We start from the raw sequence: 16,023 nt of genomic DNA, 5'->3' as shown, positions 1-16,023 counted from the left end.
AAAATGACGATTGAGTGACTCTTAAGTGACAATTTAGTCACCTTTGCTTTTATTTAGCTTTTCTGTGATTGGAGTGTAAGTGCAAAAGTGATCAAATGACCTGTTTGTAAAACTTAATTCGGAAGGTTGTTCCTTTTCCGATCTCACTTTTTACCTCGATATTACCTTGTTGATTTTTAATGATGCTATAAGATAAGGCGAGTCCGATTCCGACGCTTTCCTCTCCAGCATTCTTTCCTTTGTAAAATCGTTTGAAAATATAAGGGAGATCTTCCTTTGCAATTCCTTTCCCTGTATCCTCAATCGTTAATTCAGTATAGAGAGCATTTTCTGTAAACGAGATTGAGATTGCTCCGCCTTCATCTGTATGCTCAATACAGTTTTTTAAAATATTAATTAGTGCTTCTACAGTCCAATTCAAATCAACCTGAAATGTGACCGTTTCATCACCGCTTATCTCTAACGACAGCTGTTTAATATCCATCGGAATAAGAACAGACTGCAAAGCATGCTGCACCAAAATGTTAGCAGGAACCTTCTCCTTTTTAAATTGAACGATGTCTGCATCGATTTTGGCGATCTTTAATAAAGAGGAGACAAGCCATTCAATTCTTTCCAATTGTACTTGGATATTGTGGGTAAATTCCTTCCGTTTTGCTGGATCAAGATTAGGATTGCTTAATAAGTCAGCCATGACAACCATTGATGTTAATGGGGTTTTTAGCTGATGGGAAATGTCTGAGATGGCGTCTGTTAACCGAACCTTGTCCTGTTGCAAATAAGAGCTTTGCTCAGAAAGCATGAGGGTTACCTTAAAAATATCATTTTTTAAGATGCTTAGTTCACCTTCAGCATTATCACGGATATCAAGGCTATAATCGCCATTTGTTATTTTTCGTAAATAGCTCGAAAGCTTCTCAATTTCCCGATAGCGCCATTTCGTAAAATAAAACGATACGAGCATTAAAGCTGCAGCTGTTATAAATAGAATAAGAGCTGCTTGGATAGGGAAAAAGATTGCCGTTATAACCGTTGCTGCAACGCTAATGAGAAGTTGGAGCAATAAAAATAATTGGATTTCGCGATTACGAATCATCATGAATCACCAACTTTGTATCCTAAGCCACGAACCGTTTTGATTATCTTTGGGTTACGAGGGTTATCCTCAAGCTTTTCACGGAGCCGTTTGATGTAAACGGTGAGGGTATTGTCATTAACAAATTCTCCAGCGACGTCCCATATTCGCTCCAAAAGCTGATTTCTCGTCAATACTTGTCCAATATGATTGGCAAAAATTAAAAACAGTCGATATTCTAAGGCAGTTAGCAGCATTTCCTCTCCGTTTTTATACACTTTCCCTTCCAACGTATTAATTCGGACATTTTCAATTTCAATCACTGTTTTCGGCTTCGTTTGCTGCTGTTTATCATATCTTCTAAAAACAGACTTTATCCGAGAGATAAGCTCACGAATCCGAAATGGCTTTGTAATATAATCATCAGCCCCCATATCAAGTCCCATTACAACATTTACTTCATCATCTAATGCTGTGAGAAAGATAACGGGCTTATCGCTGCGATTTTTAACGATCTCACACAATTCATATCCACTGCCATCTGGCAATGATAGATCAAATAAGCATAAATCAATTTCTGCTAACCTTTCTTTTATAACGGATTTCGCAGACTCAGCATTATAACAAATGACTGTCTCATACCCATCCGCCTGTAATGAATAGTCCAAGCCTGAGGCAATCGTTTTATCATCTTCAACCAATAATATTTTCACTTTGCACACCCTACCATTTGATTAGTTTCTAGATTAATCCTATTTTATCCGCGTGTAAGTGTCAAAACATGTTAAACGAAAAATTATTAAGATGACAGAATTAAGGGAATGGAGGTAGTAAATGAGTGTCTCCGTATTGTCGTTTGGCAATAAAATGATTGAATATTATATTAAGTCTTAGTATTCTTAATATATAAAATTTAGTATATATTCATTAAAGGGTGAGCGAAAATTAAATATGAACCTCTTTATCAACAAATCAAAAATAAAATTAAGGAGCAAATACAGTCTGGGAAATTACGTGTAGGTGATCGTGTACCATCTGAGAAGGAATTAACAGAGCAATATCATGTTAGTCAAATCACAACAAAAAATGCTCTTTCAGGACTTGCTGAAGAGGGGATTGTCGAAAGAATAAAAGGTAAAGGCACATTTGTTTGTGAGAGCAGCCTAACGAGCTCAATGAGTAAATCGGATCATTCAAAGGGACTAATTGGCTTTATTCTTCCAAGCATGAAAACGAAGATTGAACAGGAGTTTGTTAATTACATTGAAAAGTATGTATCAAAAAATGGCTATCATTTGATTATAAAGATTACGAGAGAGTCTCAATTTGAAGAAGCAGATGCTATTAAGATGTTTAGAAAATTAGATGTTAAAGGTATGATTATTTTTCCTACAGAAAAAGAAACATACAATGAAGCTGTATTAAGACTAACACTTGATAAATTCCCTATGGTTTTAATTGATAGGTTTATGGTGAATATTTCAACTTATAGTGTTACTTCAGAAAATGAGGCTGGAACATTTGAAGCCGTATCATATCTTTTAGATAAAGGTCACACAAATATTGGTCTAATCTCTCCTGTCATTACGAACACGGTTACGGATGAAAGAGCGAAAGGATTTGAAAAAGCGTTTTTCCAAAGGGGAATAACGATTAATAAAAATCTATGGTTCATTTTAAGCATAAATGAAATTTCAGCAAGCAGAACACCGAAGCGTATTTTAGAATTTTTACTAGCGAATCCTGAGATTACGGCTGTGTTTACGATGAATGCTGAATTAGCAAGGTATACACATATAGCTATAGATTCTATTAAGAAGAGATTCTCTCGAGACATTGAATTACTTACTTTCGATTCTCCAGGCTTATCTGATGTAACGTATATCCAGCAGGATATTGCTCAATGCAGTAAAAAGACAGTTGAATTATTGTTAGAACAAATCGATGGAAAGTATGATCCGAAACGAATATATGTCCCTGTTGAGCTAAAGATGAGTGAAAATGAAACGTTGTTATTGACGGAACTCACATAATTAGTGTTTCACTAAAACTAGAATATTAAAAGTTTAAAAACCCAATCATTCACATAAAAACAAACAATGTGGATGATTGGGTTTTGTATTTTTAAGCTGCAAAGATATGCTATTCGATAACAATGAGTGAACAGATAGATTTATACTAAATTTAGTATATTAATATCGAGAGCATGTAAATAAAATCCAAGTAATAATCATAAATTTCAAGAAGAATTTTCGATAAAAATTAATGTAAAAAAATAGATGAATTTTAAATAAAATATAAAAAGTATATTTTATACTAAGTTTAGTATATGAATAAAATTTCTTCTGCTATAAAATACATTTTGTAAGCGCTTCTATAAAGGTGTCTTAAAGAATTGAAAACTTTCTAAATAAAGGAGATATATATTATGACAAACAATAGCATTCCAAGAAAGGAATATCCGCGACCACAGTTTGAACGAACAGATTGGATGAACTTAAATGGTGAATGGAATTTTAAATTTGATCAAGAAAACAAAGGGGAAAAAGAAAAATGGTACGAGGGAGCCGACTTTGATAAAAAAATTATCGTTCCATTTACATATGAAACAAAGGCTAGTGGGATAGGAGAGGAGAAATTTTGTCCAAATGTTTGGTATCAAAAAAAGATAGAAATCCCACCTCAGTATAAAAATAAAAAGATTTTGCTCCATTTCCAAGCTGCCGATTATATCACTAAGCTTTGGGTGAACGGTATGTTTGTCGGAGAAAGGAAGGGAGGACAAATCGCATTCTCTTTTAATATAACGGACTACTTAGTAGAGTCGAATGAATTGAATATTGTTGTGAAAAACGAAGATAGTCAAAGCTGCTTTCAACCGCGTGGTAAGCAAAGATGGATGGATAATAGCTATGAATGCTGGTATGTGCAAACAACGGGGATATGGCAAACGGTATGGCTTGAGTTTTTAAATGAAGTACATCTTCAGTCAGTTAAAATAACACCAAATATCGATACAGAATCCGTGGAGTTTACGTATGAACTTTCAGGAAATCCCGATCCAGCTCTAGTCTTAAGAACTTCGATTTCTTTTAAGGGGCAGCAAATTAAAACAGTTGATCAATCCGTTATCCGCACAACTCAAACCTTTACTACAAATATTACAAGTGAATTTCACCACTGGAGAGTTTTCCATTGGAGTCCAGGAGCACCTAACTTATATGATGTTGAATTTACATTAATGAAGGATGATGAAGTAATCGATCAAGTAAGGTCTTATTTTGGGATGAGGAAGATTTCAATTGAGAACGGAAATGTATTACTTAATAATATTCCGCTCTATCAAAGGCTTATTTTAGACCAAGGATATTGGAAGGATTCTCATTTAACACCACCTAGTGAAGAGGCGATACTAGAGGATATTGATAAGGTATTAGAAATGGGCTTTAACGGAGTAAGAAAACATATGAAGGTTGAGGATCAACGCTTCTTATATTGGGCAGATAAAAAAGGCCTTCTTGTTTGGTCTGAAATGGCTGCAACGTATGAATTTTCAGATGAGGCGGTTCAAAGCTTCACAGAGGAATGGTTAGAGGTTGTCAAGCAGCATTATAATCATCCAAGTATTATTACATGGACACCTTTCAATGAATCTTGGGGTGTGAAAAATATATATACAGATCGTAAGCAGCAAAAATTTACAGAGGGAATCTATCATCTTACAAAAGCGATCGATAGTATGAGGCCTGTTATCGTAAATGATGGCTGGGAGCATACGGTTTCAGACATTCTTACTTTGCATGATTATGTTGAATATGGCGATGAATTTGTAAATCGCTATAAAGATAAACAAAAAATTGTTAATAATGAAATCGCATTCAATAAATTTAAGCATGCAATGGCACAGGGCTATGAATATAAAGGGCAGCCTATCATCATAAGTGAGTATGGTGGAATAGCCTTCAATTCAGAAAAGGGCTGGGGCTATGGTGATCAGGTAGAGAGTGAAAAAGACTTCCTATATCGTTATGAATCTATTACACAATTAATTAAGGATACTTCTTATATAAGTGGATACTGTTATACACAAATTACAGATGTACAGCAAGAGGTTAATGGTCTTCTAAATGAAGAGAGGGAACCAAAAGTAGACGTAAAGAAAATAAGAGAAATTAATAGAAAATAAATTCCCTAAAATAGACGAGTAGCGGCATGAAATGATTGTGAAATAACACATTCAATAGTAATTGTATACGTGTTTAGTCTCTATTGACTGGAATTACTAATTTCAGTCAATAGGTTCATATAAAATTTCATCGTTCTTACAAAAAAGCTAAGTTGAGGGGGAGATAACTTACATAATGCTGCGGTAATAGATTAAGGAAAACGACAAATAGGGGGAAGAGTATGAAAAAAACAGCTGTTTTAATGTTCACTATCCTTTTAATATTTGTGATGGCTTTATCAGGATGTAGTTCATCTAGTAGCTCAGGGTCTGATTCAGCGAAAAAAGAGATTGTTTACTGGAATCCGTTTACTGGGCCGGATGGAGAAAATATGAAACAAATCGTTAATGACTATAATAAGACAAATCCAGAATACAAGATTAAGAATGTTTCGATTACTGAGGGGGATATGTATACGAAAATCCCGACAGTAGTAAATTCAGGCAAAGGGATCCCTGATTTAACAATTGTTCATGCTGAGAGAATTAAACAATTTGTGGACAGTGATATGTTAACACCTTACGATGACTATTTGGCGGACTACCCAGAATTGAAAGCAGAAAACTATGTACCTGCAGGATGGAATATTGGAGATCTGAATGGAAGTAGATATAGTATTCCGTTAGATGTACACAGCTTTGTCATGTATTACAATAAAGAGCTGCTAGAAAAGTATGCTCCAACAGCTCTTGATGATAATGTCGTTACATTTGATGAAATAAGAGAAGCGGGGGTAAAGTCTAGAAAAGACGGTATTACTGGTTTTGGATTCACTTGGACTCGACCAATCTTCTTATCCATTTACAATCAATTAGGCGGAGACATCACGAACGATGGTGAAACCCCAACTCTTAATACTCCTGAAGCGAAGCAGACACTAGAATTATTAAAGGGTTTAGTTGATGACAAAATTACGAACAAAGATGGGGAAGACCCTGGACAGCTATTCAAATCCGGTAAAGCCATTTTCTATCCAGAAGGAATATGGATGCAAAATAGCTTAAATGAAGCGAAAAAACTAAATTGGGGCTTAACAAACTTCGCGCAAGTTTCACCTGATAAAATTGTCAACTGGACATCATCACATCAATTCGTCATGTTTAAGGATGAGAATCGCTCTGAAGAGAAAGCAAAAGGAATAATGGATTTCTTAGATTATGTTAGACAAAATTCACTTCCTTGGGCAAAAGCAGGACAAAACCCAGCGGCATTAGAGACGTTGGACAATCCAGAGTATAAAGAATTACCACAATCATTCTTAGTACAGGATCCTGAATTACAAAAAACATTAAAAATCTTTGATTATAAGTACAATGGCTTTGTAGTAGAAGAGGTGGATAAATTAGTAGGCGATGCAGCATTTGGTAAGCTTGACATCACTGAAGGACTGGAAAAGGCTCAAAAGGCTGTAGAGGATAAAATAAAATCTAATAAATAATCGCTTTCTTGAAGCTAGATTAACGGAGCATTATTTGAGAATGGCCCGCGAGGCATTCCTCCTGGGTCATCCTCTCTCTATTCGATAACTATTAGAATAGGAGTTAAAAACTATGATAAATACTGAAGAGAAAGTAAATATGTCCTCAGTAATCGTGAGAAATTCAAACAAAAAAAGGTTGAATCTATCGCCATATCTATACATTGGACCCCATCTCATTTTATTTGCAGTTTTTTTTCTATTGCCAACCTTATATGGTATTTATATTTCGTTTACCAATTGGGATTTGGTGAGTGATCCTGAATTTGTTGGACTGGCAAATTATACAGAAATTTTATTAAATCAAGATTCCACATTTTATGAACAACTCCGAGTCGGATTAGGGAATACATTCAAATTTGTGCTTTTTACAGTTCCATTTTGTATTATCATCCCATTGCTCTTAGCTGCTGCACTTAATACGAAACCAAAAGGTATGAAATTTTTCCAAGCGTTATTTTATATGCCATCATTATTTTCTGTATCTGCTGTCATGATTATTTTTGCTATGCTCTTTAGTGTTTCTTTTGGTCCTATTAACCATTATTTAAATGTTGATACGAATTGGCTTTCTACACAGCCATATGCCTGGATTGTATTAGTGATTGTAACAGTATGGTGGACAATTGGGGCAAATATGATCATTTATCAGGCAGCCCTTAACGGTATTTCCAAAGACTTGTATGAAGCCGCTGCTATAGATGGTGCGAATAATATTCAAAAATTCTTTAAAATTACCCTTCCTAGTATAAGAGCGCAAATCTTATATACCGTTGTTATTACGACAATTGCCCAATTTAATGTTTATGGGCAGCCGCTTATGTTAACAAAAGGGGGACCAACGAGCTCAACAACCGTATTGCTAATGTATATACAAGAGAATGCATTTGGTTCTGGTATTTCGATAGCTGGAATTGGCTCAGCAATGGCAGTCGTTCTTGGTTTATGTATTATGGTAGTTTCGGCAATCCAATTTTTCTTTTTAAGACAACGTGATTAGGGGTGTTTTCCTTGAAGAAAAAACCAGTTTCTAAAATCATTTCATTACTCTTTTTGCTATTCATGGCGTTTATTTGGCTAAGTCCATTATTGTACACATTCCTAACTACATTTAAAAGTGAAGCAGATATTCAATCAAATGCTTTTACAATTCTACCAATTCATTGGGTTATTGGTAACTATCAGGATGTTTTGTTTGAAAACACAAGTGTACCTGTTGCGAAGTGGTTTATGAACTCACTCATTATATCGGTATCACAAACACTATTAGTTTTAGTGATTGTTTCTTTAGCAGGTTATGGTTATTCAAGAATGAAATTTAAAGGGAGAGATTCGATCTTTGTCTTTTTAATGGCAACGATGATGTTCCCAGCAGTTGTAAACCTTATCCCGCTTTATAAAATTATTGATACATTAGGATGGGTTAATCACTATATGGCTGCGATTGTTCCTGGCGCTGCTGGAGTATTTAATATTTTTCTCGTAAGACAATTTATGCAAGGAATTCCAAAAGATTTTGATGAATCTGCTAGAGTTGATGGTGCCTCAGATTTTCAAATTTTTACTAAGTTAATCTTGCCGCTTATTAGACCAGTATTAACAGTTGTCGCGTTGTTTACCTTTACAGGCTCTTGGAATGACTTCCTATGGCCATCGATTGTGTTTAATGATATTGAAAACATGCCAATTACACCAGGATTACAATTGCTTCAAGGGATGTATGCACTTGATGTTGCCCACGCCTTGACAGGAGCATTGATTGCGATTGTTCCAACCTTTATTCTTTATCTATTTACACAAAAATACTTTATGGAATCACTATCTTTGTCATCAGGTGTTAAAGGTTAAGAAAAATGGTCGATGTTTACTCGTAAGATAAGGAGGTTAAAAGATGAATAGAAAGCTAGAGAGAAGACTCGTTTTGATCGGTTCTATATGGCAAATTGTCTCAGGTCTCCTAACAATCTTTGTTTATGCTTCTTTTATAAAAAATGAGGGTATGCATTCTTCGTATAATACGCTAGCTAAGCTTGAAGCGGCTCAGTCTGTTTTTGGTAGCTTGTATATGTTTTCTGTTTCCTTTGGGATGTTGTTTGTTATATTAGGTATTTTAAACCTCGTGTTAGGAAAGTCGCTGAAGGATGATAAAGCCGAAAGAAGGAAACCTATTTGGTTTATCCTCTTAGGGTTATCGTCCTATATTGTGATGGATATTATAGGTTCATTTATGTTTTTATCTGCAGGCATTCTCGCGTTAGCGAAAAATAAATCTGTAAAAAGGATGCAAGCCTATCATGTACAAAATTAATCTTCGAAATGTCAACGCTTACATCCGAAATAATAATTAGGAGGAGATTTTCCTGAAAAAGCTCATATCAATGGCATTGATGGTTAGTTTTATTGCCGCTATTCCTATCTCTTCTTCAGCTTATAGCAACCCATTTAAATTGCCTAACTCGTGGAAATGGGATACAGGTGTATTTTATGGGGAAGGGGATCCATACATTTTAAAGCATAACGGCATGTATTATCTATACGTTAGTACAGTAGATGATAAAAGTGGGATAAAGGCATGGCAGTCAGAAGACTTGGTTAATTGGGAATATTATGGCTTGGTAACAGAGGACCCTAGTACGAAGGCTGCTTATGCACCAGAGGTTGTGTATTGGAATGGTAGCTTCTATATGTACACATCACCTGGTGGAAATGGACATTATGTTTATAAAAGCTTAAGTCCACTAGGTCCTTTTGTTAGGGAAACAGATAACTTAGGTATGGGCATAGATGGACATGTGTTTATTGATGATGATGGAAAATGGTATTTTTACAGTACTGGAGACCAAAGGATTGATGCTCGGCCAATGGCAGATCCCTTTACATTCGGTGAAGCATCAAACACTGGGGCGGAAATGAATGGTTGGACAGAAGGACCAACTATTTTGAAAAGAAATGATAAATATTATATGACGTATACAGGAAATCACGTTTGGAATAAGGCCTATCGTGTTGATTATGCAAGTAGTGATAACCCGATTTCACATTTTTCTCCTAGCATTGAACAAAATCCAATTCTCCTAAATACGGAAGGCGCAAATGTTGGACTAGGTCATAATTCTGTAGTACGTGGACCTGATCTTGACTCTGAATATATAGTATATCATAGTCATGCAAACCCAGGGAGATATTTGAATCTTGATCGGATTGCTTGGAACGGAGATAAAATGCTTGTTCTTGGTCCAACGACTGCAAAACAACCAAACCCTGATTTGCCTGACTTCAGTGAAAGGTTCTCCGCGTCTTCATTTGAAAAGAATTGGGACAATATTAGTGGAAGCTGGAGCGTCTCATCAGCTATGGATGGATGGCTTCAGCAAACAAAAATCGATCAAGCAAATCACTATAAAATCATCACGAAACGTTCGACTGCATCAAACTATACAGCTGAATTTAATATGAAATCAATCGAACAAGGGGCAAGCAATGATTCACGCTTTGGAGCGATTTTTTCCTATAAGGATGAAGATAACTATGGCATAGCGGTATTGAATCCTAACAAAAATCAATTAGAAACAGCTTTTAAAGTAAATGGAGTTGAGCAAGCTCGAAAAACAACAGCTTTACCTGATGGCTATGACTATTCAAAGCTTCACCAAATTCGGGTAGAAAAATCATCTTCAACAGTTAAAATCTTTGTAGATGGAATGCATAAACAAACACATGAAATTGCTGGGCTAAATGGTGGAAAGGTTGGATACACAACATCTGATGTTCATGCAGCTTTTGGCTATACAGCTTTTAGCAATAAAGTAAATGGGAGTAACGTGTTTGATGCATCCAAGCCGATCCCAGGGGAAATTGAAGCTGTTCATTACAATACAGGCGGTGAGGGAAAGGGTTATCACGATACGACAAAGGGAAATAACCATGGGGTATACAGACAAGATGACGTTGATATGAAAGCAACTACCGATGGGGGATACATTGTAAGCCTTAATGGTAATAAAGAATGGCTAAACTATAATGTGAATGTTGCGAAAGCTGGCACCTATAATATCGATTTACGAGTATCCTCCTCTAGTAAGAATGCACAAGTAAAGCTGATCTTAGATGACAGCTTGGATTTAACAGGTGAAATAAATATCCCACAAACAGACGAGTGGAAAACACTTTCGATAGAGGGGATCGACTTACCAGAAGGGCAGCACACAATAAAAGTAGTTAGTGAGAAGGGAACATTTGATTTAGCTACGATGAATTTCCAAGAATATAAGGATGTTGAGAACATCGTTTATGACTTTAATAATGGAACAAGTGATGGCTGGGAAGAAATAGAAGGATTTTGGACGGTAAATACAAATAAACAAAGTGCCTTTGATGCTTACAAGCCAATTCCAGGCACGATAGGAGCTGCCTATTATATAACTGGAGGAGAAGGGGTTGCATACCATGATACAACAGCTGAAAATATTGGTGGGGTATTAAGAGGGGACTCTGTAGATATACGTGACAATCCAAAAGGTGGTACTGCAGTTGGCTGGAATCAAACAGGAGAATGGTTTAAATACAATGTATCTGTCAAAGAAACAGGTCTCTATAATGTTCAAATAAATACGGCTACAACATTTAATACAGCAAAGGTTCGTTTATTGCTAGACGATGACATCGATTTGACAGGTGTGTTAGATGTTCCAAACACTGGTGATTGGAATAATTGGCGGCCTGTATTGAAAAAAGGAATTACCTTACCTGAGGGAGAGCACACGATTAAAGTGGAAATAGTAGAAGGAGAATTTGATTTTACTAGCCTAGATTTTACATCGTTTGATATTCATAAGCCAGTGCCAGGAATCATTGAAGCAGAAGACTATAATCTTGGCGGTGAAGGAGTAGGATATCATGATAACACTGAAGAAAATATCGGTGGAAAATACCGTGAAGATTCAGTAGATATTCGGGAAAATCCTGAAGGCGGGTACGCTATTACCTCAAATGAAACCGGAGAATGGCTAGCATATGACGTAGACATTGAAGCAGAAGGCACTTATGGTTTAGACATTGTTGCGTCAGCGATCAAAGATGGAGGTAAAGTTAAGCTCCTGTTAGATGATAAGATTGATTTAACAGGTGAAATTGATATACCAAATACAGATGGTTGGAATAAATGGCAAAACATTTCATTGCAGAATATTTCATTACCGGCCGGGAAACATACGTTAAAGCTTGTAACGGTACAAGGAGAGTTTGATTTATCAAGGTTAACACTGCATCGATTTGATTTCCATAAGAAGCTTCCAGGAGAAATCATGGCTGCTGAATATATCACCGGTGGAGAAGGTGTTGCCTATCATGATAATTCTTCCGCAAACATTGGTGGTCAATATAGAAGAGATTCGGTAGATATTCGAATCAATCCAGAGGGTGGCTATAATGTAGGCTGGAATCAGGCTGGAGAATGGTTAAAATATAATGTCGACATTGAAAAAGCCGATCATTATCAATTGGATATTAAGGTTGCTACTGAATTTGAGGGAAGTCAAATTAGACTTTGGCTTGATGATACCGTTGATCTCACTGGGATTATTGATGTTCCAAGAACAGGTGGCTGGGATAACTGGGAAAGTGTCATAAAAGAAAATATCTCTCTACCCGCTGGAAAGCATACGATTAAGGTTGAGATGGTAAAGGGAGAATTTGACTTTAGAAGTATTGCTTTAACAAATGCTGGAGAGAATGAACAACCAGCTACTGAAGGGGAATATCATACAGCACAAGGGACTTTTGCGAAATCGGTAATTGGAGATAGCAAGTGGAAGGATTATTCGGTTGAAGCGGATATAAATATTGGTAAAGGAATAGGTGACGGTGGGATCATTTTTAGAGTGAATAATCCAGCTAATGGTATTGAGCTTAATCAAAACAATCCTGACTTTTTGCAAGGGTATATTGCATATATTAACAAGGACGGCGTTCATTTAGGAAAATTTAATTACAATTTCGCCTACTTATCAGGAGCAAAAATAAGTGAACCATTAAATACATGGCACCATGTGAAGGTAGTTGCGAAAGGAACGAATATCAAGATATTTGTTGGAGATATGGATACGCCTAAAATAGACTATACAGATAATAGCAGCACAGCATTTACCTATGGAAAAGTAGGACTAAGATCAAATAAAAATCACACGATCTTTGATAATTTTGTTTTGAAACCTCTCGAAACAAATCATTCATCGATTAAAAGCGACCTTGATAGATTGAAAGAAGCTAGTGAAATTAGTCAAAGTGCATATAAGCAATTAACAAATAAGCTTGAACAATCAAAGCAGCATGCAGAGAAAGGGAAGGTGAACCAAGCGGTGAAGCACCTTCATGACTTTCGAAGACTTTTAGAAAACGGAAAAGAAAGTGAAGTACCTGAAAGTTTAAAACAAGTTCTTGAAGCTGACTCACTAAGGCTAATTAGAAAAATAGAGAATAGTAAGTAGAGAGAGTATTTACAAAAGATAATAATAACGTTAAATTGTAAGGCACAGAAAGAAACCTAGCTAAACTTCTTCATAGAAGGGTAGCTGGGTTTTATTTTTAATAGAGAATTGATGTTCATCAATTTTTTGTTGTAGGACCATCCCGAAATATCCGAATAAAGGAAGGAATTAAGAATGTGGAAATATACCAAATTACTTTGCAGCGATAATATCAATAGTTGCAATTATTTGGTTTTTTGTATTTATTCAATAGCAGTTCCATTGTATATTTTAGGTAATCCTAGGAAAGGAATTAAAAACTTTAAGTAATCAACTATTGCTGTTCCATTATTTACGACAACTTTGAAAGCGGGCACTGTAAAAGGCAATAAAGTAACGAAGATGGGGGAATTCACATTGGAGATTCGAAAACTTACAAAATTTAACGAAAAAGTCATCAAAGAAATAAGGGAAGTTGAAGGAATATGTAAGAACCATGATGGGGTAAATGGAAATCTATTTCTTGATACATCGATGAATTTTCATCAAGACATAAATAGCATATTCTTACTTTACAAGGATAATAGGTTAGTGAGCTTACTAACGATGTTTATTCCGATGAACGAGGAAGCAGAAATATCGGCATATACATTGCCTGAATATCGAAGAAAAGGGTATTTTAACAGATTGCTTGAAGAAGCTATAGAAGAAGTTAAAAAATATCATATACCACATTTAATGTTTATCTGTGAACCAGAATCTGATGATGGATTAGAAACAATAAAAAAGTTAAATGCAGAGCTAGACTTCACAGAGTATTCTTTAAGATACAATAATCCTTCAAGTGAAATGAAGATAGAAAATGTTCCGAATATCAGTTTACAAAGGGCAGAACAAAATGATCTGGATGGAATCATTCACCTAAGTCAGGAAATATTTAATGATGACTATGAGGTTGCTAAAAGCATAATAACGAAAACATTTGAAGCGAATAATCGAGTCCAATATGTCGCAAAGTTAGAGGGAAAACGGATTGGTATCGGTTCTGTTAGTTTTGAAAATAATGAAGCCTCCATATTTGGAATTGGTGTATCACAAAAATACCAAGGAAAAGGTTTTGGGAGAGAGTTAATAATGTTGATCATAAACGAATTAAAAAGAAAGGGATAGAAAATATAATGATTGAAGTAGACAGTCTCAATGAGAGGGCATTTAAACTATATAAAAGCTGCGGTTTTCAGGTAGAAGCTTCCTTTCATTATTTTCGAAAAAGTGTGAGTTAATGCTTTTCTAAAAATCATGTCTGTTAGCTTTAAAGATTGCTGGCTTCCGATTGTTTAATATGAAGAACAGCCCCGTAAATGGTACTCGCAAAACGCTATTTACGGGGTATTTTTATTTTGTCTTAAAAACTTTGGAAAAGAGTACTACTAGAATAAAGGTGGGAAGCCTGTCTTGGATTGATTGTATGAATTCAGGATCTATCTATAAAAAATCAGGAATGCCACCGACTATTTTGAATCCTTTTGTGACCGTGAAGAAGTTGACGATACGTCCTTGCAACGATCTACGATACGTGGGCAAAAAGAAAAATAAAAAGAAAAATAAAAAAGAAAAACAACAAAGAAAAACAACAACAACAACAACTAAAAGCTTTTCTCCCTATTAGTGAGGATGAACAAGAGCTAGCTATCAATTATTGATATAGAGATTCAACCAAAAATCAATAACTAATACGAGAAGCAAAATCCTGTTCAAGAGAGCATAGGCGGGCAAGTTAAATTGGAAAACGAGGCTAATGAATGTCAAAGGAGAAACCTCAAGTGAAACTTATATTAGCTTTTTGATTTCTCGAGTAACGATTGCTATGATAATGAAAATAGTGTTTGAAGAGAGAAGGTGAAAAGATGGGACTTGAAATAAAAAAGAATATGGCCAAAAAAATTCTAACCGAGGCAAAGGGATATTTAGATGTAGGATTTACACATTCACTAAATCCATACAGTGGTTGTGGCTTTTCTTGTTTGTATTGTTATGTAAGGGAAATGCCAATCCAAAAATTTAAAGACCTTCCTTGGGGTGAATGGGTTGATATTAAAACAAATGCAGCCGACATTTATCGAAATGAAATGAAGAGACTTCGTAAGAAATCAAATCCGGTTAATATTTTTATGTCTTCTGCAACTGATCCATACCAACCAATTGAGCGGAAAGCACTTATTACACGAGGGCTATTAGAGGAAATGATTGAACATCCTCCTGATTTTCTCCAAATTCAAACACGTGGACCGCTAATCAAAAGGGATATAGATTTATTAACACAATTGAAAGAAAAATGTACACTTCTTGTATCGATGACGATTGAGACGGATAGAGAAGATATAAAGAGGATCTTTGCACCTTATGCACCAGGAATCAAACTGCGGTTAAACGTTTTGAAAGAACTCCATGATGCAGGAATATCAACTCAAGCCTCGATTTCTCCTGTTTTACCATTTACCCCTAACTTTCCAAAGGCATTAGAAGGGATTGTAGACCATATTTGGATTGATACATTAAGCATTGGGGATGGTTCGATGGGGAAGCGTTCAGAACGATTAGGAATGCCAAAATTATTTGAGGATCATGGACTATCCAAATGGTATCGAAAAGATATCCATGTAGCGGTGGAAAAGTATTTTAAAAAATACGTACCTAGTGAAATGATAAGAGTTTCAAAGAATGAGGCATTTCCAAGCTATATGGCAAAGAATGATGCTAATACTTAGGAAGAAGAAGTGT

The 16,023-nt window shown here is 35.6% G+C and carries 12 protein-coding genes and 1 pseudogene; 11 read left to right on the top strand and 2 right to left on the bottom strand.

Annotation, left to right across the window (positions count from 1 at the left end; translation table 11 throughout):
• Positions 1–91 precede the first annotated feature (91 nt).
• The gene (locus ACTJJ9_RS11645; protein WP_145580562.1) at positions 92–1,096 is read right to left on the bottom strand and encodes a sensor histidine kinase; all 1,005 of its coding nucleotides are present in this window, start codon (positions 1,094–1,096) and stop codon (positions 92–94) included.
• Positions 1,096–1,788 (bottom strand): response regulator transcription factor, encoded by a 693-nt coding sequence (locus ACTJJ9_RS11640; RefSeq protein WP_145580561.1) that lies wholly within the window; start codon positions 1,786–1,788, stop codon positions 1,096–1,098. The genes ACTJJ9_RS11645 and ACTJJ9_RS11640 overlap by 1 nt, the downstream gene beginning before the upstream one ends.
• Before the next feature lie 231 nt (positions 1,789–2,019).
• Here ACTJJ9_RS11640 and ACTJJ9_RS11635 point away from each other — a divergent pair.
• The 11 genes and pseudogenes from ACTJJ9_RS11635 to ACTJJ9_RS11585 form a co-directional block, all read left to right on the top strand.
• Positions 2,020–2,214, top strand: a pseudogene (locus tag ACTJJ9_RS11635) (GntR family transcriptional regulator); the annotation flags it as partial.
• 36 nt (positions 2,215–2,250) lie between these two features.
• Positions 2,251–3,108 (top strand): substrate-binding domain-containing protein, encoded by an 858-nt coding sequence (locus tag ACTJJ9_RS11630; protein WP_255451771.1) that lies wholly within the window; start codon positions 2,251–2,253, stop codon positions 3,106–3,108.
• 395 nt (positions 3,109–3,503) lie between these two features.
• Positions 3,504–5,261 (top strand): glycoside hydrolase family 2 protein, encoded by a 1,758-nt coding sequence (locus ACTJJ9_RS11625; protein WP_440768667.1) that lies wholly within the window; start codon positions 3,504–3,506, stop codon positions 5,259–5,261.
• Positions 5,262–5,482: 221 nt separating this feature from the next.
• On the top strand, positions 5,483–6,739 hold the full coding sequence (locus tag ACTJJ9_RS11620; RefSeq protein ID WP_145580558.1) for an extracellular solute-binding protein: 1,257 nt from the start codon (positions 5,483–5,485) through the stop codon (positions 6,737–6,739).
• 112 nt (positions 6,740–6,851) lie between these two features.
• Positions 6,852–7,778 (top strand): carbohydrate ABC transporter permease, encoded by a 927-nt coding sequence (locus ACTJJ9_RS11615; protein ID WP_145580557.1) that lies wholly within the window; start codon positions 6,852–6,854, stop codon positions 7,776–7,778.
• A gap of 2 nt (positions 7,779–7,780) precedes the next feature.
• Positions 7,781–8,626 (top strand): carbohydrate ABC transporter permease, encoded by an 846-nt coding sequence (locus ACTJJ9_RS11610; RefSeq protein ID WP_307190837.1) that lies wholly within the window; start codon positions 7,781–7,783, stop codon positions 8,624–8,626.
• Positions 8,627–8,669: 43 nt separating this feature from the next.
• Positions 8,670–9,086 (top strand): hypothetical protein, encoded by a 417-nt coding sequence (locus ACTJJ9_RS11605; protein ID WP_145580556.1) that lies wholly within the window; start codon positions 8,670–8,672, stop codon positions 9,084–9,086.
• Positions 9,087–9,156: 70 nt separating this feature from the next.
• On the top strand, positions 9,157–13,263 hold the full coding sequence (locus tag ACTJJ9_RS11600) for a carbohydrate-binding protein (protein ID WP_145580555.1): 4,107 nt from the start codon (positions 9,157–9,159) through the stop codon (positions 13,261–13,263).
• Between the two features lie 396 nt (positions 13,264–13,659).
• Entirely contained in the window at positions 13,660–14,412 is a 753-nt protein-coding gene (locus ACTJJ9_RS11595) for a GNAT family N-acetyltransferase (protein WP_186324098.1), read from the top strand.
• 298 nt (positions 14,413–14,710) lie between these two features.
• Complete coding sequence (locus ACTJJ9_RS11590; RefSeq protein WP_186324097.1) at positions 14,711–14,911, top strand: hypothetical protein; 201 nt, start codon at positions 14,711–14,713, stop codon at positions 14,909–14,911.
• Positions 14,912–15,149: 238 nt separating this feature from the next.
• Positions 15,150–16,010 (top strand): radical SAM protein, encoded by an 861-nt coding sequence (locus tag ACTJJ9_RS11585; RefSeq protein ID WP_145580553.1) that lies wholly within the window; start codon positions 15,150–15,152, stop codon positions 16,008–16,010.
• The last annotated feature ends 13 nt before the right edge of the window (positions 16,011–16,023 follow it).

Origin of the sequence: Metabacillus sp. 22489 (assembly GCF_052044855.1) — a bacterium.
GTDB lineage: Bacteria > Bacillota > Bacilli > Bacillales > Bacillaceae > Metabacillus > Metabacillus niabensis.
This window is presented reverse-complemented; position numbering and strand designations above follow the sequence as displayed.

Excerpts from the sequence above, each read along its gene's own strand:
- ACTJJ9_RS11630 (WP_255451771.1), top strand. The coding sequence starts at position 2,251 with ATGAGTAAATCGGATCATTCAAAGGGACTAATTGGCTTTATTCTTCCA.
- ACTJJ9_RS11625 (WP_440768667.1), top strand. The coding sequence starts at position 3,504 with ATGACAAACAATAGCATTCCAAGAAAGGAATATCCGCGACCACAGTTT.
- ACTJJ9_RS11620 (WP_145580558.1), top strand. The coding sequence starts at position 5,483 with ATGAAAAAAACAGCTGTTTTAATGTTCACTATCCTTTTAATATTTGTG.
- ACTJJ9_RS11605 (WP_145580556.1), top strand. The coding sequence starts at position 8,670 with ATGAATAGAAAGCTAGAGAGAAGACTCGTTTTGATCGGTTCTATATGG.
- ACTJJ9_RS11600 (WP_145580555.1), top strand. The coding sequence starts at position 9,157 with ATGGCATTGATGGTTAGTTTTATTGCCGCTATTCCTATCTCTTCTTCA.
- ACTJJ9_RS11615 (WP_145580557.1), top strand. The coding sequence starts at position 6,852 with ATGATAAATACTGAAGAGAAAGTAAATATGTCCTCAGTAATCGTGAGA.
- ACTJJ9_RS11645 (WP_145580562.1), bottom strand. The coding sequence starts at position 1,096 with ATGATTCGTAATCGCGAAATCCAATTATTTTTATTGCTCCAACTTCTC.
- ACTJJ9_RS11590 (WP_186324097.1), top strand. The coding sequence starts at position 14,711 with ATGAATTCAGGATCTATCTATAAAAAATCAGGAATGCCACCGACTATT.
- ACTJJ9_RS11585 (WP_145580553.1), top strand. The coding sequence starts at position 15,150 with ATGGGACTTGAAATAAAAAAGAATATGGCCAAAAAAATTCTAACCGAG.